This is a genomic window from Mesorhizobium sp. M1342 (assembly GCF_040317955.1).
Lineage (GTDB): Bacteria > Pseudomonadota > Alphaproteobacteria > Rhizobiales > Rhizobiaceae > Mesorhizobium.
In genome coordinates, this window is the sequence record NZ_JAMYLI010000007.1 from 136,901 (window position 1) to 161,664 (window position 24,764).

Genomic DNA, 24,764 nt, shown 5'->3' on the forward strand with positions numbered 1-24,764 from the left:
CGCCAGCTATTTCGCCAGCCAGACATCGGCGAAGTTTTCATCTGTGCCGAGACCGGTCGCGATCAGATTGTGAACCTTGGTTCGGTAGAGCGTCGGAAAGACGATGTCGTGCGTCCAGATGAGCGGCACGTCGGCGGAGATGATCTTCTGGGCTTGCGAATAGAGCGCCTTGCGCTTGTCGAAGTCGTTCTCATGGGCGGCGTCGGCCAGCAGTCTGTCGACCTCGGGGTTGGAATAGCCATGCACATTGCCGCCGGTCGTGCCCGCATTGTCGCCTTCGAGCGTGGTGTAGGCATAGCTGATGCCGATTGCCGGGTCAGGGGTGGTGTAGACAAAGTTTTCGGCAAGATCATAGTCGAAGGTGGTCAGCCGCTTGAACCAGCCCGGCACGTCGGTCGCCACGATGTTGACCTTGATGCCGACAGACGCCAGCGCCTCCCGGACATATTCCGCCTCGCGCTGCCACAGCTCGCCATAGGGCAGCGGAACGAACTGCAGTTCGAAGCGCACGCCGTTGGCGTCGGGCTTCAGGCCGGCCTCGTCGAGGATGGCGTTTGCCTTGGCCAGGTCGAATTCATATTTCGTTTCGACCGATGTGTCCTTGAACCGCGACAGGCGCGACAGCGGGCCGTTGGTCTCGTGGCCGAATCCACCAAAGATCGTGTCGATGATGAACTGGCGGTCGATCGCATGCGCGATCGCCCGGCGCACCCGCGCATCGTCGAGCGGCTTGTGGCGGTTGTTGAGGTGGATGTAGCCGACCGGTTGAAGAAATTCCCAGCCTGCCTCGGTCAGTTGCACGCCATCGAGCCCGGCCAACCGCGTAATGTCGAAGTTCTCGACGTCGCCTGCGCGCAGCACATCCACCTGACCGGTTTCGAAAGCGATGGCGCGGCTGTTGGCGTCAGGGATGACGTGGAAGAAGATGTCGTTCAGATGGGGCTTGCCGGCATCCCAATAGTCAGGGTTGCGGACAAGGTGGATGAAGGACCCCTTCTTCCACTCGGCGAATTTGAACGGCCCGGTGCCGATGAACTTGCTGTTTGCCTCGGCGGTGCGAAAGTCGCTCACCCCTTCATAGAGATGGGCCGGCAGCACGGCGGTGTTGTGGACGTAGATGAAGGCCGGGTACGGTGCCTTGAGCGTGAACACCACAGTGTGGTCGTCCGGCGTGGCGATGTCCTTCACCTCCGCCAGGTTGAGTCGCGACCGGGCCTGAAGTGCCGGCAGAAACTTCTGGAAGCTGAACACCACGTCCTTGGCCGTGAACGGCTGGCCGTCATGCCATTTTACATCGCGGCGCAGGTTGAAGGTGTAGACGAGGCCATCATCCGAAATCGACCAGCTTTGCGCCAGGCGCGGCAGCGGCTTCAGATCGGCCGAATAGGTCAACAGGCTCTCGTAGATCTTGTTGCCGACATAGGTCGTCGGCCCGAGACGGTTGACGCCGATATTGACCGTCGGCGGCTCGGGCTGGACGATCAGGTTGAGCGTCCCGCCCGCCTCCTCTGCCGCAAGTCCGGTCAGCGTCAGAAGCGTGGCTGCCAGAGACAGCATGATGGTTCGCAACAGGCGGGAGATCATCGTGAATTCACCTTGTCGAATGATTTATCGCGGAGCCTGAGATGTCGCTCCGCGGGAGTGTGGCTCCGCCGGATGGCGCAGCTGACCTGCCTCTTGCGAGTTGCGGCGTACTTTGTGCACTAAGATTATAGACAAAGGGGATTATGATAAGGGAACATGCTTCATCGATGTCAGCCAGAGCGAATATTTTTCCCAATATCCGTGCTGAAATGAGAGCGAATTGCCTGATGGCGGGCGGTCACGACAGGCTCGCCGGGTCGCGCCATCTGGTTGTGATGTCGACGGCGAAGGTGCAGAACACGAACGATGCCGCGGCGAAGATCGTCGTCCCGATGACGACCGGAAAATCGCCTTCAAGCGCCGAGTTGATCGCCAGCCGGCCGACGCCGTCCAATCCGAAGATCGTCTCCGTGACGATCGCCCCACCCATGATGACGGCAAGCTCCAGGCCACCCAGCGTGATCACCGGATTGAGCGCGGCCTTCAACGCATGATCGTAATAGACCCGCCATTCCGGAACACCCTTGGCGCGCGCCGTCCTTATGTAGTCCTCGCCCAGAACCTCAAGCATGCTTGCGCGGATCAGCTGCTGGAAAATGCCGATCTCGGCAAGTGCCAGCGTCAGCCACGGCAGGGCCAGATGCCGGGCCCATTCGAACGGATCTTTCGTCAGCGGCACATAACCGCTGCTTGGAAACCAGAAGACCCCATGGTTGGAGAGCTGGAAGAACAGGAAATAGGAGATCAGGATGCCGGAGAGGAACGTCGGCACCGACAGGCTCGCATAGGCGAAGCCCGATATCAGCCTGTCCAGCCAGGAGCCCTGCCGGCGCGCGGCAATCACGCCAAGCAGGATCGACAGCGTCATCCAAATGACGACGGCACCAAGGGCGAGCGAAAGCGTCACCGGCACCTTGGACAGGATGAGGTCTGTCACCGGTGTCTGCTTGCGGAAGGAGTAGCCCAGCGCCGGCGGCCAGTGAGCGATCCCCATCGGCGCGCCCTGGATGTCGGGGCCGCGGTAGAGATAGTACCACAACTGCAGATACCATGGCTCGTTGAGCCGCAGCGCGTGTGCTATGGCATCGATCGCCTGCTGGCTGGCGTTGCGCGGCGCCAGCATCGCGGCCGGATTGCGATAGGCTATGCGGGTGATGAAGAACGCGATCACCAGCACGATCAGCAGCGTCGAGAGCGCCCGGAAGATCAGCCCGCCTGTGTGCCGGATCATGGCGTCACCCGCTGCGGCGATGGGGGTCGAGGACGTTGCGCAGGCCAGCGCTCAGCGTGTTGAAGCCGGCCACAGTCAGAAACAGCGCGATGCCGGGTCCGAGCAGGAACCATGGCTGCAACTGGTAGAGGGATGAGCGCTGCGCCTCGGCGATCATATTGCCCCAGCTCGGCTGCGGCGCCTGCACGCCGACGCCGAGGAAGGAGAGCGTCGCTTCGGCGATGATGTTGGTCGGCAGTTGTACCGCCCAGTAGACCAGGATGACCGGCGCGATGTTGGGCAGGATCTCGCGCATGATGATCCTGGCCTTCGAGGCGCCGATCGTCTGCGCGGCTTCCACCAGCGGGCTGCGGCGCAGGACAAACACCAGGCCACGCGTCAGCCGGGCAAAGTAGGTCCAGGAAAACAGGGTTATGATCAGCACCACCACCAGGGAGGGCGCAACAAACGGCTTGCCATCGACGCCCCGGTTCAGCGACAGGAGGCTGAGCGCGGTGACGATGAACGGGAACGACAAAGCGACGTCCACCGCCTGCGAAATGACGCGGTCGACGCGACCGGCAAGAAATCCGCTGACGAGGCCGATGGCGGTGCCGATGATCATGGCAAGCGTGGTCGCCGGGATGGCGATGGCCAGCGATACGCGCGCGCCGTAGAGCGTTCTGACCAGCACGTCGCGGCCGTTGCCGTCGGCGCCAAGTGGAAATTCGAACGTGGGGCCAGTCGGCAGTCCCATCTCGGTCAACGCCGTATCGCGGAACTGCTCCGTCACCCCGTGCCCCAGCAGCCACGCGACCACTGGCGCCAGCAGCGCACCGGCGGTGACGAAGCCTATGATCAGCGCGCCGATGCGAAAGGACCGTTCGCGCAGCAGCGCTCGCACAAGCAGCGACCTGTAGGAATTCACCACCTCGCCATGCCCCAGCAGGACGTGGTCCTGGACGGACGCCAGGGCACGGATCTCAGGCATGCGCGGCGATCCGCTCGGGAACCGGGTTGCGCCGCAGGACCTTGCCGGGGATCGCGTCTATCAGCCTGACCGTGTAGGGATGCCGGGGAGCGCCGAAGACACGGCCTGTCTCGCCGGCTTCCACGATGACGCCCTTCTCCAGCACGATGACGCGGTCGCACAGTTCCGACACGACGCCGAGATCATGCGAGATGAAGAGCAACGACAGGCCTCGCTGCCGGCGAATGGTCTGCAGCAGCCTGATGATCTTCGCCTGCGTCGTGATGTCGAGTGCCGATACCGGCTCGTCGGCGACGATCAGCGAGGGTTCGAGCGCGATGGCGCGCGCAATGGCGACACGCTGCCGCTGGCCACCTGAAAGCTGGGCCGGGAAACGATCCAGCACGTCGTCGGGAAGTTCCACGTCGCGCACCAGATCCTGCACGCGCCGGCGTATCGCCGCGGCGTCCAGTCTGGTGCCGATGATGAAGGGTTCCGCCAGAATGGACCGGATGCGCCGCCGCGGGTTGAGGCTTGCATAGGGGTCTTGAAAGATAACCTGTATGTCCGACCGCAATTGCCGGTCGATGGCGATGCCGCCGACACCCGAACGCGAATAGATACGCTCCCGCAGGGAGATGCTGCCCTCGTCCGGCCGGTCGAGCCCGGCGATCAGCCGGCCGATTGTCGACTTGCCGGAACCGGATTCGCCGACGAGGCCGACGATCTCGTTTTCGCGGACGGTGAACGAGATATTCGTGAGCACCGGCCTGATCAGACCGCCTGCGGCGGAGCGGCCTGCGAACGAACGCGCGATTGCCGAGACGGAGAGCAAATCGGGCATCGACGGCAGCGCCGGGAGTAGCGATGATCGCGCCGCGCGGGCCACCAGGCCGCCAAGCCGCGCCGCACCGAGCAGCTCCCTGGTGTAGGCTTGGCGCGGTGCCCTGTAGATCAGCTCGGCCGGCGCCTGCTCCACGACGTGCCCCGCGCGCATCACCAGGACATCGTCGGCAATGTCCGAAACGACGGCCAGATCGTGGCTGACGAAGATCATTGCCGTGCCGTGGTCCTGCTGGATTCGTTTCAGCAGATCGAGGATCGACGCCTGCACGGTCACGTCGAGCGCGGTCGTCGGTTCGTCGGCGATGATCAGACCGGGATTGAGCGCGATCGCCGCTGCGATCATCACGCGCTGGCGCATGCCGCCGGAGAACTGCCTGGGATAGTCGTTCACGCGGGCCGCAGGATCGGGGATGCCGACATCGGCCAGAAGATCGAGAACGCGCTGACGCAGCTCCCCGCGTCCCACCTTGCGGTGGGCGGTGATCGCTTCGGCGATCTGCTGGCCGATGGTCTTTAGCGGATGAAGGTTGCTGAGCGGGTCCTGGAAGATGAAGCCGATATCGGCGCCTCTCCGCCGGCGCAGGTCGCCGGCGGAGAGGCCCAGTATCTCATCGCCCTTGTGCAGCACGCTGCCGCGAACACTCGCCGCCGGTGGCAGAAGGCCGGTGGCGCCGAGCAGCGACACGCTCTTGCCCGAGCCCGATTCACCGACGATGGCGAGTGTCTTGCCTGGCTCGACTCCAAACGAGACGCCATGCACCACTTCCACCGCGCCGAATGCGACGCGCAGATCGGCGACAGAGAAGATGGGCACGCGCGCCTCCTTTTGCCAATCCGGCCTTGCTACTGCTTGAGGGCTATGTTGGTGATGTCGGCATTCACGGCCAGCGACGACCACACCCAGTTGGCGAGGCGATCGGAAGTGACCACGACCTTGCGCTTCTCGAACAACGGGATCCATGGCAGATCGGCGGAGACGAGTTTGTCGGCCTTCGTCCAGATCGGTCCCGGATCGTCGGAGGGATAGGCCTGCGCCGCGAGCTTGTTGAGTTCCGGATTGCTGTAGCAGATGGCGTGGACGTTGCCGGTGCCGCAAGGTGCCGCGTCCGAATTCAGCCAGCCGCCGAGGAGCATGCGCGTGCTCGGTCCCTGCCAGTCCGGGGAGAATGTGCCGCCGAGGGACACGTCCCAGCGGCTCTTCGGATCCTGGATGAAGGCGTACCACTGCGTCGGCGGGATCGGGATCAGGTTGAGCGTGATACCCGCTGCTTCCAGATCCTCCTTCAGCGTCACGGCAATCGCTTCGAACTGCGCGTTGCCCCTGTAGATCGCGTCGAACGCAATGCCATTCGGATATCCCGCTTCGGCGAGCAGTTCCTTTGCCTTGGCCGGATCACCCCTGTAGCTTTCGGTCGGATACGGGTCGAACTTCTCGTAGCCGAGAATGGTCGAGGTGATGATCTGGGTGAGCGGCACCGCGCCGATCGAGCCAGCCTGGGTCTGCGCCAGATGTTCGCGGTTCACCGCATAGGTCAGCGCCTGCCGGACCTTCAGCTTGCGCAGCGCCTCGGCCCCGTCGCTCTTGACCTCCGGCCGCTGGTTGAAGGTGATGAAGTTCGCCGATCCACTGTTCGTCACATGGATGTCGGGGCTCTTCTGCGACAGGAAGCGCTGGATCGTCGGAATGGGCGGGATGTCGAGATAGAGCGACAGATCAGCCTCACCGGCGATGATCTTCTGGACGACGCTGTCCTCGCTGTTGGCGGTGAAATCGATATCGATCTCATCGGCATAGGCCCTGCGCGCCTGGTCGGACTCCGCCTTGAAATTCTTTGCCTTCTTCAGAACCAGCTTCTGACCCTGCTCATAGGTGTCGACATAGTAAGGGCCGCTGGACGGCAGGTTCTTGCGCGACTCCAGCGAGTCCGGGAAATATTTGGACGCGATCTCGGGCGCCACCGGGGACACGAAATTCATCGAAAGGATGTTGAGGAAGTCGTAGTTCTTGGTGTCCGACTTGATGACCAGCGTGTGCTCGTCGGGAGCCGAGACGCCGGCAATCTCGTGCGTGTCGGTGAAAGCCTTGGTCGCAGCGAGATCGCCTGTCGGCACTTTCGCGAATTCCTTGCAATAGTCGACGAAGCCGGAGATCACGAGGTTGAAATAGTTGATGGCGGCGACCTGCTTGTTGGGATCGCAGAAGCGCTTGACGCCATAGACGAAATCACTGGCGACGATCTTGCGCTCGATGCTGCCGGAGAAGAACACGTCGTCCTTCAAATGGAAGGTGTAGACCTTGCCGTCGTCGCTGATGTCCCAGGACTTGGCGAGATCCGGCACGAGCGTGGTGTCCTCCTTGAGGCCGGCTGGCGAGCCGGGATAGGTCACCAACTGGCGCGTTGTTGCGCGCAGGATTTCCCAGGAATCGATGCTGTAGCCGGTGAGCGGATCGAACGCATCGAGATCGGACTGGATCGAAGCAATCCGCAGGACCCCGCCATGTTTCAGATCTTCCGCTTGCGCGGATGAACCAAGAACAGAAATCGACAGAATGCCACCTGCAATTCCCAATAATAACTTACGCGCAACATGTTTTGTCATTACTTCTCTCCGATTATAAATAATTCTTCAAAATACCATTGCATTTAGCAAGAATAATTTTGAGATAAAATTACCCATTTTTCAAACACACTTTCAAAATACATTTTATATTAGCTCCGCCTGTCAAAACATTGTTCCGGAATGAGGCAAGGCCGGCGCCGTGAACAGCGTGTCGAGCGTTTCGACCGCAGCCCGGTCGAAGTCGCCGAGGCGCCCCGTCTGCGCGAGCTGCCACCACTTCACGCCGCCGAGATAGGCCGCCGAAACCGCGGCCACGTCCGTCACCACGGCGGCGGACAGATTGGTGCGCTCGGCTCCTTCTGGCGAGAGGCGCAGCCTGGTCGCGTTCTCGGGCAGGATGGCATCGGAGACTTCCAGCACGACGCTGCCCTGCCCGGCATAGGACCGGGCTGTTAGAGCCTTTTCAGCGTCCAGGAGCCGCAGCCATGTTTCGTCGCGCGCCGCCGAAACGCGAACGCTTCGAAAATCCTCGAACAGCCACGGCAGCAGATCGTCCGCGGGACGGCTCCAGAAGACGATGCGATGCGGCAGGTCGACCGCCAGCAGATGTGCGACCAGCGCGACATAGGCGGCCGGACTGTAGGCCACGATATCATCGACCACGATGGTGCGTTCCGAGCTGGTGAACCAGCTGTCGAGGCCGACAGGGTGATAGCGCACGAACCCGGTTTCCGAACCCTTGTCGCCGTGAACGGCGACGTAGTTAGGCGTGCCGCTGTGCGTCTGGCGCAACGCCTGAAAATCCCACCAATAGGCCGAGCGTGTGATGACGCCCGCGCGCGAAACAGGCTGACCCGCGTAGATGCGCGCCTGTATCGCCCAGGCATCGTCGCTGTCGATCAGCCGAATCTTGTCGGAGTACGTCAGCCCTGCCCGCAGGCGCGCGCGCTGGGTGTCGACTTCCAGGCTGACAGAAGTATTGGCGATCGCATAGCCAAAGTTGCCGTAGATGCGCGCGTCGGAGGCCCGCAAGGTGGCCGCCGCCTCGCCCTGTTCGCGCGCGGCGCGCAGCTGCGCCTTGAACAGCGCCGTGGCGGCGCCACGCCGCGTATGGGTGGGCAGCACGCCGACATGGGTGACCGCGGCCTGCGGCAACCAGGCGCCGCCGGGAACCGCGATCCGTCCCGAATAGGAGTCGGTTGTGCCAACGAGTGTCTCGCCGTCGAAGGCGCCCCAGGTGCGATCCGGCTCGAACAGTCTGTCGATCAGCGCGTCGTCGATCGGGCCGAGCGGCGGCAGGCCGACCATGGCCGTGCGGAAGGTGCGTGCGGCCTGCGCGAGTTCGGCCTTCCCGGCCAGCAGGCGCACATCCGATATCATGATGCCTTCCGCGTGGGCACGGCTTCAGGCTTGTGCGCTTCCGGCTGCGGCGGCTGCGCATAGGTTCGCGGTCTCGGCAGCGTTTCGGCCAGCAGATATGTGCCGACCTCGCGCGCCCGGTAGGAGACCGGATCGTGGACGGTATGGGTGCGCGCGTTGCGCCAATAGATGTCGAGGCCATATTTGTTGGCCGTCGAGCGCGCGCCCGTCGCTTCGAAGATGCGCGCCGTCACGTCGAGCACGACGTCGTTGGCGACGATCTTGCCCTGGTCGATGATCGTTGCGAGTTCGCCCCATTGCTGCGCCGTCACCGACGCTCCGGCATGCAGTGCCGCCTCGTAAAGCGCCGCGGCCTTGTCGGCGATTGCTATGCCCGCCGCAATGCCGGCGGATAGCCGGCCGAACAGCACCAGATGGTAGGGATCGTCGATCGCCCGTTCCAGCCCGGACTCCGGCCAGGGCCGGCCGAAGCGGCGGACATGATCGGCGGCGGCGGCAAGAGCGCCCTCGGCGATGCCGAGATAGAAATTGATGAAGATGAGCTGGCTGAACAGGACGCGCAGGCCGTCGCGCAATTCGACATCGCCCTCATAATCGTCGAGGGCGCTGAGCAGCTCATCCTCGAAGACTTCGACACGGTCGAAAGTGACACTGCCGCTCGCCGTCAGTCTCTGGCCGAGATTGTCCCAGTCGCCGCCGAAGCTGATGCCCTTGCGCGTCGGCGGGATCTGATAGTGAGCGCGTTTGCCGTTGTCCCAGAGGCTGACGGTGATGACTTGGGCCACCGAGGCGCCGGTTGCGAAGGTGCGTCTGCCGTTCAGGAAGCGGCGGTCGCCGACATGCTCGATCTCGTTCCACTGGTCGCGCGGGTTGCTGACGCCGCCCTGGAACCAGCCTTGTGCGCCGACGCCACGCGCCGTCTTTTCCCACTGCTGACGCGTGCCGAGAATGTAAGTCCAGACACCGTTGGAATAATGATACGCGATCAGTTGTCCGATCGAGCCGTCGGCGGCCGCGATGATGCGGCTGATCTTGAGCGCCTGGACGAGGTTTGCGCCGGCGCCGCCGAATTCGCGTGGCGCAGCCAAGCCGAGCAGGCCGCTTTCGCGCAGCAGCGCCAGTTCTTCCACCGGGTCCTTGTTTGCCCGGTCGCGTTCGAGCGCCGTTGCCGCGAGTTGCCGCGCCACGTCGCGGGCCTTCTCGGCCCAGGTCTCGAATTCGGCGTCGCTGAGGCCCGGATAGATCTGAATGTCCGACATTGTCTTCTCGTCATGCTCCATTGTCGCGACCACCAAAGGCCGCACATGTTTCAGGCTGCGAGCAGCCCCTTCGATTTCAAGACCGCCAGCGCGCCTTCGGCGAAATGATAGGCTTCCTCGACATGCGGCTGGCCCGACAGGATGAAGTGGTCGAAACCGACGGCGTGGTACTCCTCGATGAGCGACGCCACCTGCTCGTGGCTGCCGACGATCGCGATGCCGGCGCCGCCGCGAACCAGGCCGTAGCCGGCCCACAGATGCGGCGATATTTCGAGATCGCGCACGCTGCGCGCGGTGAGCGCCGCGGTGCCGCTGTCGCTATGCAACGCGTTCATCCGGCGCTGGCCGGCCGATTCCGTGCGCGCCAGGATTGCCTGCGCCTGCGCGATCCGCTCCGGCGTCAGTCTCTCCAGCAGCCTCTCGGCCTCCTCCCAGGCCTGCGCCTCGGTATCGCGACTGATGACATGCAGGCATATGCCGAAGCTTAGTTTGCGGCCCTGCGCGGCGGCGAGTTCCCGCACATGGCCTATCCGGGCAGCCTCGGTTGCCGGGCTCTCGCCCCAGACCAGATAGGTGTCGACATGGCGCGCGGCGACCGCTTGCGCAGCACCACTTGCGCCACCGAAGAAGATATCGGGAAGCGGCCATTTGCCGAAATCGATCTGGGCGCCTTCGATGTCATAGTGCTTTCCCCTGAAATCGAAGCGCCGGCCCGAACCGGCTGGCAGGACCACGCCGCGCAGGATCTCGAGGAACTCTCCCGTGCGTTCATAGCGCTGGTCGTGGCCGAGATGATCGCCGAAGCGTTTCTGCTCCAGCGGATCGCCTCCGGTGACGACGTTGAGCAGCAGCCGCCCACCCGATATGCGCTGAAGGGTCGCCGCCTGGTGGGCGACCAGCGTCGGCGAGATCAGGCCGGGACGGAAGGCGACGAGGAACTTCAACCGCGTGGTGACCTGCGCCAGTGCTGCCGTGACTATCCAGGCATCCTCGCACCAGGTTCCGGTCGGCGTCAGCACAGCTTCGAAGCCCAACGTCTCCGCGGTCTTGGCGACCAGCGAGAGATAATCGAGGCTCGCTTCCCGAAACCGCGATCGTGACGGGCCGTTGCCGAGAGGGGAATCATCGCCAGAGCCGACGATTTCCCGGCTGTCGCCGTTGGTCGGCAGATACCAGTGGAGATGGATGCCGCTCACTCGGCCGCCTCGACGATGGTACCCCAGTTCGAGCGGTCGCGTGCGGCTGTTCCCGGATGGTCGTCGCGCAGCAGCCGCTGGCCCGCTCCCTGGAAGCGCTCGCGGATCGTGGTGCCGGGCGCGCCACGTTCCCGGATGCGACCCCGCCGCCGCAGCTCCGGGACGACGAATTCGATGAAGTCCTCGAACGTGCCCGGACTGACGACATAGGCCAGGTTGAAGCCGTCGACGCCGGATTCATCGGCGATGCGTTCGAGCTCGTCGGCGATCCTCTGCGGTGAGCCGACCAGCTTGGGATGGATGCCGCCGAGCCCGATATACTCGGCGATCCCGGCCACGGTCCAGCGCCGGTCGGCATCGATCCGCGTCAGATTGGCAAGGGCTGAACGGCCGGCATTTGTCTCGATATATTCGAGCGGGTGGTCGAGTGGGTATTGCGACCAGTCGACGCCGGTCCATGCCGAAAACAGCGCCAGGGCCGCTTCGACACTGGTGTAGGATAGATAGTCCTTGTGCTTGGCCTCAGCCTCTTCGTCCGTGGCTCCGGTGATGACGGTGACCGCGGTGATAAACTTTATCGCATCCGGCGCCCGTCCGAGTTCGACGGCGCGGGCACGGATCGCCTCGACCGAGCGGCGGATGGAGGCCGTGCTGGTGCCGCCGAGGAACACCACCTCGCCGTTGCGAGCAGCGAATTCGCGCCCGCGCGGCGAGGTTCCCGCCTGGAACAGAAGCGGCGTGCGCTGCGGACTGGGCTGCGCGAGATGCGCGCCGGGCACGGAGAAATATTTGCCGAGATGGCCGATCGGATGGACTTTGGAAGGGTCGGTGTAGAGCCCCTTCTCGCGATCGTGCACGACCGCCCCGTCCTCCCAGGATCCCTCCCAGAGCTTGTAGGTGACATCCAGGAATTCCTGCGCCAGATCGTAACGCTCGTCATGGTCGATCTGGCGTTCCAGACCGAGATTCTTCGCCGCCGATTCCAGAACCGAGGTGACGACGTTCCAGGCGATGCGGCCCTTGGTCAGATGATCCAACGTGGTGAACTTGCGGGCCAGGAGATAGGGCTGCTCGTAAGTGGTCGACACGGTGATGCCGAAGCCGAGATGCCTGGTGGCGGCGGCCATTGCCGAGACCAGCAGCAGCGGGTCGTTGACCGGCGACTGGGCTGCGGTGCGCAGCGACGCATCCGGTGTCCCCCGGAAGACATCGAGGTGGCCAAGCGCGTCAGCGAGGAACAGCGCGTCGAAGCCGCCGTCGTCGAGCAGCTTGGCCAGCGAGGTCCAGTATTCGAGGCTGGTGTAGGTGTTGGCGCGGTCGCTCGGATGACGCCAGAGGCCCGCCGACACGTGACCGACCACGGTCATACCGAAGCCGTTGAGGATGAGAGGCTTGACCGCCTTATGGGTGGAACTTACCATGCTTCGGCTCACGAATAGTAGGTTGGCGGCGGCACACGGCCGTTAAGCGCGAAGTCACCGACTTCCAGCACCTTGTAGTGGACGGGATCATGCAGGCTGTGGGTGCGGACGTTGCGCCAGTAGCGGTCGAAGCCGAACGAGCGCGCCGTGGAGCGGGCGCCGGTCAGTTCGAATATGCGCGACGTCACCTCCAGGGCGACCTCGGTCGAATGCACCTTCGACTGGTAGGCGATTGCCGCGGCATGGCCACGCTCTTCCGCGGTGAGATCCCTGCCTCGCTCGAAGGCGCGCTGCACGGCCTCGCCGGCGGCGTCCGCGAGCGCCTGCGCGGACGCCAGCGCGATCGAAAGCCGGCCGAAGCGCTCGACAACCAGCGTGTCCTCGGAGGCTTTCTTTGCCGGCGAGGACAGCCATGGCCTGCCGCGTTGGGTGACGTAATCCCTGGCGTCTTCCAGGGCGGCAAGGGCGGTGCCGAGATAAAGTTCGCCGAAGGCTGCATGAACGATCGGCACATGCAGCGTGGCATGCGGCGGATGAACCGTATCATCAGGCCAATGCCCGACCAGATCGTCGGCGGATGCGGCGACATTTTCGAGCGCCGCACTGCCGCTCACCGTTAGCCTCTGGCCGATATTGTCCCAGTCATTGCCGAAGCTGAGGCCTGACGTGGGGTTGGCGACGATGAACTGGCCGATATGACCGCTGGCATCGGTGCCGGCGATCCGCGTGCTCCCGGCAAAGCGCACCCAGACCTGCAGCGTGTCGGCCACCTGCGCACCACTGGTGAAAGGCTTGGCGCCGTTGAGCACGAAACCGCCGTCCACCTGCCTCGCCTCGACAAGCGGCTCATAGGCGGCCTGCGCGATGCCGGCATGAAACCAGCCCTTGGAGAGAAAGCCTTGAAGCCGTCTTTCGATCAGGGACTTGTTGTCGCCGTCCAATCCGATTGCCGTGCCGAAGAGATGGTAGATGACGATCTGGGCTATCGATGTATCGCCCCTGGCCAGGATGCGGACGATCCTGAGCACTTCGGTCGGCGTCGCGCCACCGCCGCCAAATCGCTTGGGAATATAGATCGTCAGCAGGCCGGCCAGACGCAAAAGGTCTATCTCGGCATGCGGGGCGGCCCCGGCCAGATCGCGCGCTGCAGCTGTTCGCTTGAGTTCGCGCACGACCTCCTCGGCCTTCTCGGCCCAGCCTTGGAAATCGCTGCGCTGTTCATGCTGAACGGTGGCGTGGATGGTCATGATACCAAAGCCTCCGGCTGACGGCCCTGCGAGAAAGCGTGTTGCGCCGCCGGATGATCGGCGGGCGGGCGGCTGTCACGCCCGAAGAGCCTGGAGCGCAGCGAGGGACCGAGATCCTCGCGAATGCGCCCGCGCCGCCGCAACTCGGGAACGACATGGGCGGAGAAATCGATGAAGCTGCCGGGGCTGACCACATGCGTCAAATTGATGCCGTCGGTATCGGTGGCTTCCAGCCATTGCTCGAGCTCGTCCGCAACGGTCTTCGGACCGCCGACAAACGACTTGCCGCGCCCAAAACCGCCCTCCGGGGAAAACGCCTGGCGCAAGGTCCACTGGCGGCCCGACGACGGGTCGTCGAACATGCGCAGCAGGGAGCGGTTGGAATCGGTTTCGGTGTAGCGGATAGGCTGGTCGAGATCGTGCCTGGAAAAATCGATGCCGGTCGTTGCCGAATAATGCACCAGCGCGCCTTCGACATCGTAGTGCGACCTGTAGTCAGCGAGCTTGGCGGCCGCGGCGGCGTCGGTTTCATCCGTGATCACCGAGACCGCGGATATGAACTTGATGCTGCCTGGAGCCCTGCCTTCATCGCGGGCAAGCCGCTTCACCTCAGCGACATTGCGGCGGATGCCATCGACATCGGCACCGGCGACAAAGACCACCTCCGCGTGACGAGCGGCAAAGCGCTGGCCGCGCGGCGAACCGCCCGCCTGGAACAGCACCGGCACCCTCTGCGGACTGGGCTCCGAGAGATGCGGACCCGGAACATTGAAGTAGCGACCGGAATGACCGATCGGATGGACCTTTTCCGGATCGGTATAGAGACCGTCCGGGTTGGCGGCGCTGCCGCGATCACGCACCAGGGCACCGTCTTCCCAGGAACCCTGCCAGAGCTTGTAGGCGACATCCATGAACTCGTCGGCGATCTCGTAGCGCTCGTCATGCGCCACCTGCCTGTCGAGACCGAGATTGCGCGCCGCGCTGTCGAGCTGCGAGGTGACGACGTTCCAGGCGATCCGCCCCTTGGTGAGATGATCGAGCGTGGTGAATTTGCGCGCCAGCAGATATGGCTTTTCGTAGGTCGTCGAAACGGTGACGCCGAAACCCAGCCGGCTTGTCGCGCCGGCAAGCGCTGAGACCAGCAACAGCGGATCGTTGACGGGGGACTGCACGCCCTTTGCCAGCGAGGCGTCGTATCCACCGCCATAGACGTCGAGAAGGCCCAGCGCGTCGGCGATGAACAAGCAATCGAAGCCGCCCTCCTCCAGTGCTTTGGCAAGTTCGATCCAGTAGTCGAGCTCGGCATGTCGATAGGCCTGGTCGGCCGGATGACGCCAAAGGCCGTAGGCGACATGGGAGACGGCATTCATGGTGAAGCCATTGAGAATAATAGGAGATTTTGCCATATGACAACCCAGACAAACGCGCTCAGCACGGGATCGATCTTTGTCTATGGATTTAGTGTAATTCAAAGCATCGCGCGTGGAGATTTTTCCTAAAGATCGCGGTGTTTGTGACAATCCATTACTGGATGGTGTCGAAGCGGCCAGTGTCGAGCCGCATCACCAAGGTTGTCGTCAAGCCATGCGGACAATCCATGCCCAGCTTCGCCGAACTGCGGCAGCGCATGGCTGCCCTGGCGCGATGCGACCCAGGGCGTTTCTCAGCAATGTGGCATATAAGCACCGCGGAAGTGCAAAACCGGCGCGATAGTTTCAGATCCTGCCAGCCGAACTGAGGGGCCCGCTCAAGCCAGCTCGAACCGCTCGATGGCGCGCATGATGCCACGCAGCTCGGCGAGGCCTTTCAGCCGGCCGATCAGCGAATAGCCGGGATTGATCCTGGTCTTGCCGATGTCGTCGGCGAGCAGATGGCCATGGTCGGGCCGCATCGGAATACGCCAGTCGGCACGGCCCTCTCGGCGGCGGCGTGCCTCTTCCTGCATCAGAGCGAGAATCACATTCGCCATGTCCGTGCCGCCCTCGAGATGCTCGGCCTCGTGGAACGAGCCGTCATCCTCGATGGTGATGTTGCGCAGATGGGCGAAATGGATGCGGTCGGCGAATTCCTTGACCATGGCGACGATGTCGTTGTCGGCGCGCGTGCCATAAGAGCCGGTGCAGAACGTCAGGCCGTTGGCGGGGCTGTCGACGGCGTTGAGGATGAAACGCGCATCCTCGGCGGTCGAAACGATGCGTGGCAGGCCATAGAGCGAGAAGGGCGGGTCGTCGGGATGGATACACATGCGCACCCCCTCCTCTTCGGCCACAGGAATGATCTCGCGCAGGAACCAGGCAAGATTGTCGCGCAGCTCCCCTGGCCCGATCGCGTCGTATTCCGCCAGGGCCTCGCGAAAACTGTCCCTGTTATAACTGCGCTCGGTTGCCGGCAGGCCGGCGATCAGATTGCGCTCGATCCTGTCGATCGCCTCGCCGCTCAATTCCTTCAGCCGCGCTTCCGCCTCGGCGATGCGGGCGGGGGTATAGCCGGCCTCGGCATTGACGCGCTTCAGCACAAACAAATCGTAGGCCGCGAAATCGATCGCGTCGAAACGCAGCGCATAACCTGTCGTTGGCAGCCGATAGGCGAGATCCGTGCGCGTCCAGTCGACCACCGGCATGAAATTGTAGCAGACCGTCGCAATGCCGGCCTTGGCGAGCGCGCGGATTGAGTCGCGATAGTAGCCGGCGTAGCGCTCGCGTTCCGGCGTGCCGATCTTGAAGGAGTTGTGGACCGGAATGCTCTCGACCACCGACCATGTCAGGCCGGCGGCCTCGATGACACGCTTGCGCTCCAGAATGCTCTCGAGCGGCCAGGCGCGACCGTCGTAGATATCGTGCAAGGCGCTCACCACGCCGGTCGCACCGGCCTGCCTGACATGATCGAGCGTTACCGGATCGTTCGGTCCATACCAGCGCCAGCACTGTTCCATTGCCGCTTCCTTCTGCGAGAGAACGGCAACCTATTGTTGGACCACAATGGGTGTCAAACTAGGAACGGTTTCGGACAGCGAATGAAGGAGTTTTCCCAATGAAGGATTTCGACGGCAAGGTGGCTTTGGTGACGGGCACGACCGGGATTGGCCTCGCAACCGCCAGACGCCTCGCTGCAGGGGGTGCTGCGATCGTCGCCTGCGGCATCGACCGCGCGGCCAACGCTGCGCTGAAATGGGAACTGGAAAGCTCCGCAGCCGGGGCGCTGGTCATAGGCGCCGACGTCTCCGTGCCCGATCAGGTTCGCGACGCGGTCGCGACTGGCGTCGAGCGGTTCGGCGGCCTCGATATCATCGTCAATTCGGCGGCGGTGCATCCGTACGGAACCGCGACCAGCACCGATTTCGAGACCTGGAACAGGGCGATGTCGGTCAATGTCGGGTCGATCTATCTGACAGCGCATTTCGGCATCCCGGAAATGGTCCGCAGGGGCGGCGGCGCCATCATCAACGTCGCTTCGGTGCAGGGCTTTGCCTGCCAGCAAAACGTCGCCGCCTATGCCACCACCAAGGGCGCCATCCACACGCTGACGCGTGCCCTGGCCCTCGACCATGCGCGCTCCGGCATCCGCGTCAATTCCGTCAGCCCGGGCTCGATCCGCACCCCGATCCTGGAGAAGGCCGCCCGCGGCGAGAACGGCACGGATGCCGATGTCGAGGCCGCCTACAAGCGCTTCGGCGAAGCGCACCCCATCGGGCGCATCGGCGAGCCGGAGGAAGTGGCTGAACTCATCGCTTTCCTGTGTTCGTCGAAGGCCGGCTTCTGCACTGGCGCGGACTACAAGATCGATGGCGGCCTGACCGCCGGCATCGGCGTGAAGTAGATCGCGAAGATTGGGGCTTGTCCGTTACCGGGACCAGCCGGCATCCGACAATTGGTTTGCCGATCTTCTTGCAGATCACTGCCCAGGCAAATCGAACACCGCACGGGCCACGCCGAACACGAAAGGGGGGCGGTGCGATCGATGAAATAATAGGCATTCTTGCCGATTGACAAAAACATCAACAGGCGACCAAGATCATATGACCATCAACGATATTGGTCCCGAGGTTGCCCCTCGGCATTGGCGTAAAGGAGAGCCAGATGCCCCTTCAGCAGAGAGTGACCCATCGTCCGAAACAACGTTCCGCCGCTCCCATCCTTGCCACCGCACTGCTAGGCCTCGGCCTGATCACAGTGCCCGGCATCGGCCACGCCGAAGGGATCACGCTCAAGATCTTCGGCGGCTCGGCGCTCGACGAACTCGCGCCGCGCCAACCGCCGGACGAGCAGAAGAAAATCCAGCAGCAGGTTATCGACGGCTTCCTCAAGGCCAACCCCGACGTCGCCGCGGTCGAGTGGGATGCCCAGGGGCCGCAAACCGATTCCATCCAGCGCGTGATGACCGCAAAACTTGCAAACCAGGAAATGGATCTGATCGCCTGCCCGGCCTTCTACACCAATGGCGCCTATGTCAGGCGAAAACTGGTGATGCCGATTACCGACAAGATCAAGCCGTTCCAGGACAGGATCGACGCCGCCGCACTTGGCGCCTTCACGGTCAACGGCCAAGTCTACGGCGTGCCGATCTCGACGCTGTCGACATCGACGATCTTCTACAATGTCGATCTCTTTCAGAAGCTCGCCATTCCTGTCCCGCCAACCTATGACGACCTGAAGGCAGCCGTGCCGAAGTTCAAGACCGCGGGCGTGATCCCTCTGCTGCATCAGGGCTCTAACACCGTGATGTGGCCGATGTGGTACTTCGAGACCTTTTCGCAGGCCTCGGGCGACCCGGTCGGCAAGACGCAGAAGAACCTCGAGGGCACGGCGAAATTCACCGACGCGCCCGATGTCGAGGGGTTCAAGCTGATCAAGCAATGGGTCGATGATGGCATCCTTTCCAAGGATTCGCTTTCCGTCGACCAGGACGGCATGCGTGCGGCCTTCGCCGCCGGCAAGAGCGCCATGTATTATGGCGGCACCTGGGAAATCCCGTCGCTGCAGTCGAGCGTCAAGGACTTCAAATGGGGCGTCTTCGCCTTTCCGAAAATGGACGGAACGCCGGGCGCGCCTGGCCATGGCGGCGGTGCCGACAACGGCATGTGCGTCGCCTCCTCGATCCCGCCCGAGAAGCTCGATGCCGCGGTCAAGTTCATCGAATATTTGACAAGGCCCGAGGTCGCGACGCTCTACCTCGCGCCGGAACAGCCGATCGCGGCCTCGATCAAGGGCGTGCCGCAGGTCGACGATGCCTATGCCGTCGAACTGCGCAAGCAAGCCTTCCCGAACACGATCAAGTTCCTCGACTGGATCTGGCCCTCGGAGGTCGCGAGCGCCACGTCTTCGGCAATCGCCGGCATCGTCGGTGGCACGACCACGCCCGAAGATGCCGCCGCATCGATCCAGGCCATTTTCGACGACCTCAAGGCCCAGGGCAGTTGGCCGCCCAAATGAGGCCCTGAAGTAGCGCCTGCAAGCGAGCGCACATCCGGTCGGGCTGATGCGCCAGGCAAGAAAAACAGAGGCTGCCTGCTTCGGGCAGCCTCGCCCATCGGAGAGAACACATGACGACACATCGCGCCGAACGGCAGCGCTTCTCGATCGGTTATCATCTGAACAGCTGGGACCTGACCGGCCTTCCGCTACGGCCAGCCATCAAGTTCCTGGCAGACCAGGGCTTCGGCTGGTTCGAGATCCTCGCCTTCACCAGCCTGTCGGACCAATACGCCCGCAAATACATGCAGCTCGGCAACCAGGCGCCGATGGGGGTGACCACCGACACCGACATCTTGCGGCGCTATGCGCTGCTGTCGGAAGGCCAGAGCGAGTATGGCATCAAGCTCTCCTCCTTCTACGTCAATGCGATCTTCACCAACCCCGTCGCCTGGCCCTATGAACGGGATGTGCTCGTCGCGCTGACCAGGATGTTGAAGGGGTTCGGCTCACCGGTGCTGGTTCTCGGCGGCGGTCCATCGGAAGCCGCTGCCGGGGCGCACACGGCCGACGACTACCGCGCCTTTTGCCGGGCGCTCGAGGATATCGGCAGGCGGACAAAGGACCTTGGCATCGAGACGGTCTATCACCCGCACCTCGACACCTTCATCGAGCGCCGCGACCAGCTCGATCGCATGATGGATGAACTGGATACCGATCTGGCCGGCCTGTGCATCGATCCGGCGCATCTTGCGCATACCAATTCCGATCCGGTCGACGCGGTAAAGACCTACATTTCGGCCGTGCGCTACATGCATTTCAAGGACACCAGGGTCGATCCGGCGCTGAAGGGCTATGACCGCTATGGCGCCTTTTGCGAGCTCGGCGCCGGGGTCGTCGATCTCGCCGGCATCGTCGACGTCCTGCTGGATGCAAACTACGATGGGCTCGCCATCATCGAGCTGGATGCGTCCAGGAAAACGGCAGAGCAAAGCACGCTCGAGAGCATCGCCTATGTCAGGGACACGCTCGGGCTGGTGCTGACCCCGCAAGGCGCGAAGGCCGCGTGAGCACGCGACCGCAAAAGGCGGCTCCTGTTTCGAGCCGATCCGGCACCTGGCGTTTCGATGCCGGGGACGGGGCTACGGCCTTCGTCATGATCCTGCCCGCCGCGATCCTCTTCGGTCTTTTCTACCTCTGGCCGTTCGTCAACGGCTTCTGGCTCAGCCTGCACAATTGGGACGGGTTTTCCGACCCGACCTGGGCAGGCTTTTCCAACTACATGCGCCTGGCGCATGATCGCATCTTCCTCGGTGCGCTGCGCAATAATCTGATTTTCGTCGTTGCCGTCGTCGTCCTGAAGAACGTGCTCGGCCTCGGGCTGGCGCTGCTTCTGAACCGGGCGCTGCTCGGCCGCGCCTTCTTTCGCGCCGCCGCCTTCATCCCGGTGACGATGTCCTTCGTCGCCGTCGGCCTGCTCTGGTCCTGGATCTACAATCCCGTCTTCGGCCTGCTCAACAGCGGGCTCGATCTCATTGGCCTCGCCGGGCTGAAACGATCATGGCTCGGCGACGCCGACATCGCGCTCTACTCGATCATCGTCGTCGATGTCTGGAAATGGCTCGGCTTCCATGCCGTCATCTATCTGGCCGGGCTGCAGACGATCCCCTCGGAGCTTTATGAATCGGCGAAGATGGACGGCGCCGGCCCCTTGCAGCGCTTCCGGCACGTCACCGTTCCGATGATGATGCCGATCATCTTCATCAACACCATCCTCGGCCTTTCCGGCGCCTTCGTGCGCAACTTCGACATCGTCTATGTCCTGACCAAGGGTGGTCCGAACCACGCCACCGAAGTGGTGCTCACCTACATGATGAGCAAGGCCTTCCAGGACGGCGCCATGAGCTACGCCGCGGCGATCGGCTATGTGCTGTTCATGATCGTCGGGCTGGCCAGCGTCGGCCTGCTGGCCCTGATGCGGCGGCAAAGGCTCGACGTCTGATGAGAGCAGCCGCCAACCCTCCGCTTCCCCTGGATGATGGCGCCGCCGGCTCTCGCCGTCGCGGGCTCATGCAGCGCCTCGGCATGCGCGGCATCCTCGAACTTGGCGGCATCTATGCCGCGCTCATTCTCGTGCTCTTCGAGACCCTTTATCCGCTGCTTTGGGTGCTGTTCGGTTCGCTCAAGACCAAACAGGAAATGCTCAGCAATGTCTGGGGTCCGCCATCGAGCCTGGTGCTGCAGAACTATGCCGATGCCTGGCGGATCGCCGGCATGGGATCGCGCATCGTCAACAGCATCTTCGTCACCGGCTCGGCATTGATCATCCTGGTGGCCGTCGCGACGCCGTGCGCCTATGCGGTGGCGCGTCTTCGTTTCCCCGGACGCGGTCTTGTGGTCGCAGTCGCAGTTGCGGCCATGCTGGTGCCGCCGCAGGTGATGGCCATTCCGCTGTTCCTGGTGGCGCGCGATCTCGGCCTGATAAACAGCCGGCTCGGCATTGCCTTCATCTATGCCGCGACGTCGCTGCCGCTTTCGGTCTTCATCCTGCGCAGCTTCTTCATCACATTGCCGGCCGACCTCGAAGATGCCGCTCGCATCGATGGCGCCAGCCGGCTCGAGATCCTGATCCACATCATGCTGCCCCTGGTGCGGCCGGGCGTGGCGCTGATCCTCATCTTCGGCTTCATCGAGATCTGGAACGATTTCTTCCTGGCCTTCCTGCTGTTGCGCGACCCTTTAGTGCAGACCATTCCGCTTGGACTGGTCAGCTTCTTCCAGCAATACGACTCGCTCTGGACGCTCTATTTCGCCGCGTTGACGATCACGACACTGCCGGTGATCGTCGTCTTTGTCGCCATGCAACGGCAGTTCATCGCCGGCCTGACAGCCGGCGCCGTGAAGGGTTGACATGCAGGATCGCGTCATTGGCGTTGGCGTCATCGGCTGCGGCGAGATCGCCCAGTTGATGCACTTGCCTTATCTCATGGAATTGCCGGCGTTTCGCATCGCCGCCTTGTGCGACATCTCTCCCGGCACGGTCGACAAGGTGGCGGAACATTATGGCGTCACTGCCAGATATACCGACCATCGCGCGCTGCTTGCCGACCCGAATGTCGATGCGGTCGTGATCTGCACCTACGATCATGGCGAGATGGTCGCCGATGCAATCCGAGCCGGCAAGCACCTGATCGTCGAGAAGCCGCTTGCCTTCACGCCGCAGGAGGCGCGCCCGCTGGTCGAGCAGGCCGAGCGGAGCGGCCTCGTCGCCCTTGTCGGCTACATGAAATTCTATGATCCCGGCTATGAGATCGGGCTGGAGCGCATCGCCGCCATCGGCCGGCCGAAGTCGATCCATGTCCACGATTTCGCGGGCCGCTTCGACCGTTATGGCCAACTCTACACGCAGACCAGGGTCACCGACGTGCCGGCCGATGTGTTAGCGGCGGGACGCGAAACGGTCGCTCGGCGCATCGAGGCGGCGCTCGGTGTGGACCATGCCGGCTATCGCGATCTCTATCTTGTACTGCTCAGCCTCGCCAGCCACGACCTTGCCGTCATGCGCGGCGCTTTCGGCACGCCGGACCGCGTCGTGCATGCACAGCAGACCGGTCCCAACCAGCTGCTGGCCGTGCTCGATTATGGCGGCGTCCCTTGCCTCTTCGACATGGCACTTGCCCAGTATGAATGGTGGGACGAGTGGATCCACGTGCATGGTGAGCGCGACGAGGTGCGGATCGAATTCCAGAACCCCTATTTCCGCAATGCCTCGGCGACCGTCCGGCTGCGCGAAACCACAGGCGAAGCTGCATCCGAACGCGCTCTGCCTGGCGTTCCGGATACGTCGTTCCGCCGCGAATGGCTGCATTTCGCCGATTGCGTCCATGGCGGCGCGAAGCCGCGCACGCCGCTTTCGGGCGGGCTCGCCGATCTCGATCTTGCCGTTCGGATCATCCAGGCAATGCCGCCGAAAAGACTTTAGCGAAATTTCGGAAACGCGCCGCCAGCCGGCGCGTTGGCCCAGCTCTGCAAGGTCTGGCCGCCGTCGATCAGCCAATCCACGCCTGTGACGTGCCTCGCCTCGTCGGAGGCCAGGAAAGCCACGGCGGCCGCGACATCGTCCGGCTGGCCGATGCGGCGCAACGGAATGCGGTCGGCGAAATGCTGGACGCTGCTCTTGAATTCGCCGTCGCCGGAAACCGGCACGCCAAGCGTCGTCTCGATCACGCCGGGGCAGATGGCGTTGACGCGTATGCCGTAAGGCGCGGCATCGAGCGCTGCGACCCGCGTCAGGCCGACCACCCCGTGTTTGGAAGCGACATAGCCGGCACCACCCGAAAGGATGTCCCAACCGGCCATGGACGAGCCCATGTTGACGATCGAGCCTTCGGTCCCGGCCTCGATCATCGCCCGAAGCGACGCCTGCAGCACGAGGAAGATGCCGCGCAGATTGATGCGGATGGTCGTATCCCAGTCTTCGACCGGCAGGTCGTGAACGGGAGCGACGACGCCGGAAATTCCGGCATTGTTGAACACCACGTCGAGGCCGCCGAACGCCTCGACGATCGTTGCGACGGCGCGCCGCACATCCGCTTCATCGGTGACGTCAGCCTCGATCGCCAGGGCGTCGTCGCCGAGGGAGCTGGCCAATTGCCGCGCCGCCGCGCCATTGCGGTCGACAATGGCGACCCGCGCGCCTTCGTCAAGGAAACGCCGCACCGCTGCGCTGCCGATCGCGCCGGCGCCGCCGGTGACGAGGACCTTTTTCTGGTCGAACCGTTTCATCCTTCGGTCTCCGGCTTTGGATAGGAACGCCATGAATACTTTGGTTCGAAACCGATCGTTTCGCGCGCATGGACCGTGTCGAGCACGGCGCCGAAGCCGGCGATCGGCCGCGACAGAGCGACATCAGGATAGACCCGGCGCACGAGCGCTTCGGTCTCCTCTTCCATGAATGTGTCGGCGGCGCTCAGGAGGACGCGCAGATGGCCATCGCCTTGCCATTCAAGCGCCCGCAGGAAGCCCTGCCCGGCGTCGCGCGCATCGAGATAGGCCCACAGGTCGCGGGCACTGTCGGCGGTGGCGCGGCGCGGCCCGACGCCCTCGAAAAAAGAACCCGGCGTCTGGATCCACGGCATGCGGATACTGACCGCCGAGAAGGCCCCCCGGCGCACCGCCGCGTCGACGATTTCCTCGCCCAGCCATTTCGACAGGCCGTACGGGTCCTGCGCGCCGACCGGATGGTTCAAGTCGACCGGCAGATAGGGCGGCCGCACAGGTTTCTCGAAAAAGGGATAGCCGAAAACGCTGAAGGACGAGGCATAGACGAAGCGCCTGGCGCCGGCCATGGCAGCTGCCTCGACCACATTGTAGGCGGTCGTGATGTTGGTCTTGAACACCTCGCCGCCGGCCCGGCCGGTCGGCCGCGGAATGGCCGCGACATGCACAACGGCATCGCAATCGCGCACCAGCTGCAGCGTCGATCCCAGATCGGTCAAATCGGCGGTTGCGTGGCGCCATGCGACCTCACCCGGCACCACGGCATCGACACCAAGCACATCGTGGCCGGCCGCAACCAGAGCCTCGGCCACATGGCGGCCAAGCAGGCCGCTGGCTCCGGTGACGATGGTTTTCATATCTCGGCCTCGGCTCCGCAATTAAGCGGCTTGAATATTGTTGAT

At 63.4% G+C, this 24,764-nt stretch carries 20 protein-coding genes; 6 read left to right on the forward strand and 14 right to left on the reverse strand.

Annotation, left to right across the window (positions count from 1 at the left end):
- Positions 1–6: 6 nt before the first annotated feature.
- From NKH06_RS09375 to uxuA, 12 genes are all read right to left on the reverse strand, one after another.
- Positions 7–1,584, reverse strand: coding sequence for an ABC transporter substrate-binding protein (locus tag NKH06_RS09375; RefSeq protein ID WP_352440729.1), 1,578 nt, complete (start codon positions 1,582–1,584; stop codon positions 7–9).
- A 238-nt stretch (positions 1,585–1,822) separates the two neighbouring features.
- Positions 1,823–2,815, reverse strand: coding sequence for an ABC transporter permease (locus NKH06_RS09380; protein WP_023809084.1), 993 nt, complete (start codon positions 2,813–2,815; stop codon positions 1,823–1,825).
- Positions 2,816–2,819: 4 nt separating this feature from the next.
- Complete coding sequence (locus NKH06_RS09385; RefSeq protein WP_352440730.1) at positions 2,820–3,785, reverse strand: ABC transporter permease; 966 nt, start codon at positions 3,783–3,785, stop codon at positions 2,820–2,822.
- Positions 3,778–5,424 carry a dipeptide ABC transporter ATP-binding protein gene (locus tag NKH06_RS09390; protein ID WP_352440731.1) on the reverse strand — a complete coding sequence of 549 codons (1,647 nt, stop codon included), beginning with the start codon at positions 5,422–5,424 and terminating at the stop codon, positions 3,778–3,780. Before NKH06_RS09390 ends, NKH06_RS09385 begins: the two co-directional genes overlap by 8 nt.
- A 29-nt stretch (positions 5,425–5,453) precedes the next feature.
- Positions 5,454–7,211 carry an ABC transporter substrate-binding protein gene (locus tag NKH06_RS09395; RefSeq protein WP_352440732.1) on the reverse strand — a complete coding sequence of 586 codons (1,758 nt, stop codon included), beginning with the start codon at positions 7,209–7,211 and terminating at the stop codon, positions 5,454–5,456.
- Between the two features lie 123 nt (positions 7,212–7,334).
- Complete coding sequence (locus NKH06_RS09400) at positions 7,335–8,552, reverse strand: GNAT family N-acetyltransferase (protein WP_352440733.1); 1,218 nt, start codon at positions 8,550–8,552, stop codon at positions 7,335–7,337.
- Positions 8,549–9,811, reverse strand: a complete 1,263-nt coding sequence (locus NKH06_RS09405; protein ID WP_206637988.1) for an acyl-CoA dehydrogenase family protein — start codon at positions 9,809–9,811, stop codon at positions 8,549–8,551. Before NKH06_RS09405 ends, NKH06_RS09400 begins: the two co-directional genes overlap by 4 nt.
- Before the next feature lie 50 nt (positions 9,812–9,861).
- Positions 9,862–11,007 carry an LLM class flavin-dependent oxidoreductase gene (locus NKH06_RS09410; protein WP_352892815.1) on the reverse strand — a complete coding sequence of 382 codons (1,146 nt, stop codon included), beginning with the start codon at positions 11,005–11,007 and terminating at the stop codon, positions 9,862–9,864.
- Positions 11,004–12,428, reverse strand: coding sequence for an LLM class flavin-dependent oxidoreductase (locus NKH06_RS09415; protein ID WP_352440735.1), 1,425 nt, complete (start codon positions 12,426–12,428; stop codon positions 11,004–11,006). Before NKH06_RS09415 ends, NKH06_RS09410 begins: the two co-directional genes overlap by 4 nt.
- An 8-nt stretch (positions 12,429–12,436) precedes the next feature.
- A complete protein-coding gene (locus tag NKH06_RS09420; RefSeq protein WP_352440736.1) occupies positions 12,437–13,675 on the reverse strand; it encodes an acyl-CoA dehydrogenase family protein in 1,239 nt (412 codons plus the stop codon).
- Positions 13,672–15,081: an LLM class flavin-dependent oxidoreductase gene (locus NKH06_RS09425; RefSeq protein ID WP_128302611.1), complete on the reverse strand. Its 1,410-nt coding sequence runs from the start codon at positions 15,079–15,081 to the stop codon at positions 13,672–13,674. Before NKH06_RS09425 ends, NKH06_RS09420 begins: the two co-directional genes overlap by 4 nt.
- Positions 15,082–15,422: 341 nt before the next feature.
- Entirely contained in the window at positions 15,423–16,607 is a 1,185-nt protein-coding gene (uxuA, locus tag NKH06_RS09430; RefSeq protein WP_128302612.1) for a mannonate dehydratase, read from the reverse strand.
- 98 nt (positions 16,608–16,705) lie between these two features.
- Between uxuA and NKH06_RS09435 the strand changes: the two genes are divergently transcribed.
- The 6 genes from NKH06_RS09435 to NKH06_RS09460 all read left to right on the forward strand — a co-directional run bounded on the left by NKH06_RS09435 (position 16,706) and on the right by NKH06_RS09460 (position 23,065).
- Entirely contained in the window at positions 16,706–17,491 is a 786-nt protein-coding gene (locus NKH06_RS09435) for an SDR family NAD(P)-dependent oxidoreductase (RefSeq protein ID WP_128302613.1), read from the forward strand.
- A 260-nt stretch (positions 17,492–17,751) separates the two neighbouring features.
- Positions 17,752–19,104 carry an ABC transporter substrate-binding protein gene (locus NKH06_RS09440; RefSeq protein WP_352440738.1) on the forward strand — a complete coding sequence of 451 codons (1,353 nt, stop codon included), beginning with the start codon at positions 17,752–17,754 and terminating at the stop codon, positions 19,102–19,104.
- Between the two features lie 110 nt (positions 19,105–19,214).
- Complete coding sequence (locus tag NKH06_RS09445) at positions 19,215–20,153, forward strand: sugar phosphate isomerase/epimerase family protein (RefSeq protein WP_352440739.1); 939 nt, start codon at positions 19,215–19,217, stop codon at positions 20,151–20,153.
- Positions 20,150–21,085: a carbohydrate ABC transporter permease gene (locus tag NKH06_RS09450; protein WP_352440740.1), complete on the forward strand. Its 936-nt coding sequence runs from the start codon at positions 20,150–20,152 to the stop codon at positions 21,083–21,085. Before NKH06_RS09445 ends, NKH06_RS09450 begins: the two co-directional genes overlap by 4 nt.
- Positions 21,085–21,993: a carbohydrate ABC transporter permease gene (locus NKH06_RS09455; RefSeq protein ID WP_352440741.1), complete on the forward strand. Its 909-nt coding sequence runs from the start codon at positions 21,085–21,087 to the stop codon at positions 21,991–21,993. Before NKH06_RS09450 ends, NKH06_RS09455 begins: the two co-directional genes overlap by 1 nt.
- Before the next feature lies 1 nt (position 21,994).
- A complete protein-coding gene (locus NKH06_RS09460; protein WP_352440742.1) occupies positions 21,995–23,065 on the forward strand; it encodes a Gfo/Idh/MocA family oxidoreductase in 1,071 nt (356 codons plus the stop codon).
- Here the strand turns inward: NKH06_RS09460 and NKH06_RS09465 are convergent.
- Positions 23,062–23,868, reverse strand: coding sequence for an SDR family NAD(P)-dependent oxidoreductase (locus tag NKH06_RS09465; RefSeq protein WP_023809097.1), 807 nt, complete (start codon positions 23,866–23,868; stop codon positions 23,062–23,064). The genes NKH06_RS09460 and NKH06_RS09465 overlap by 4 nt on opposite strands.
- Positions 23,865–24,719 carry an NAD-dependent epimerase/dehydratase family protein gene (locus NKH06_RS09470; protein ID WP_023809098.1) on the reverse strand — a complete coding sequence of 285 codons (855 nt, stop codon included), beginning with the start codon at positions 24,717–24,719 and terminating at the stop codon, positions 23,865–23,867. The genes NKH06_RS09465 and NKH06_RS09470 overlap by 4 nt, the downstream gene beginning before the upstream one ends.
- Between the last annotated feature and the right edge of the window lie 45 nt (positions 24,720–24,764).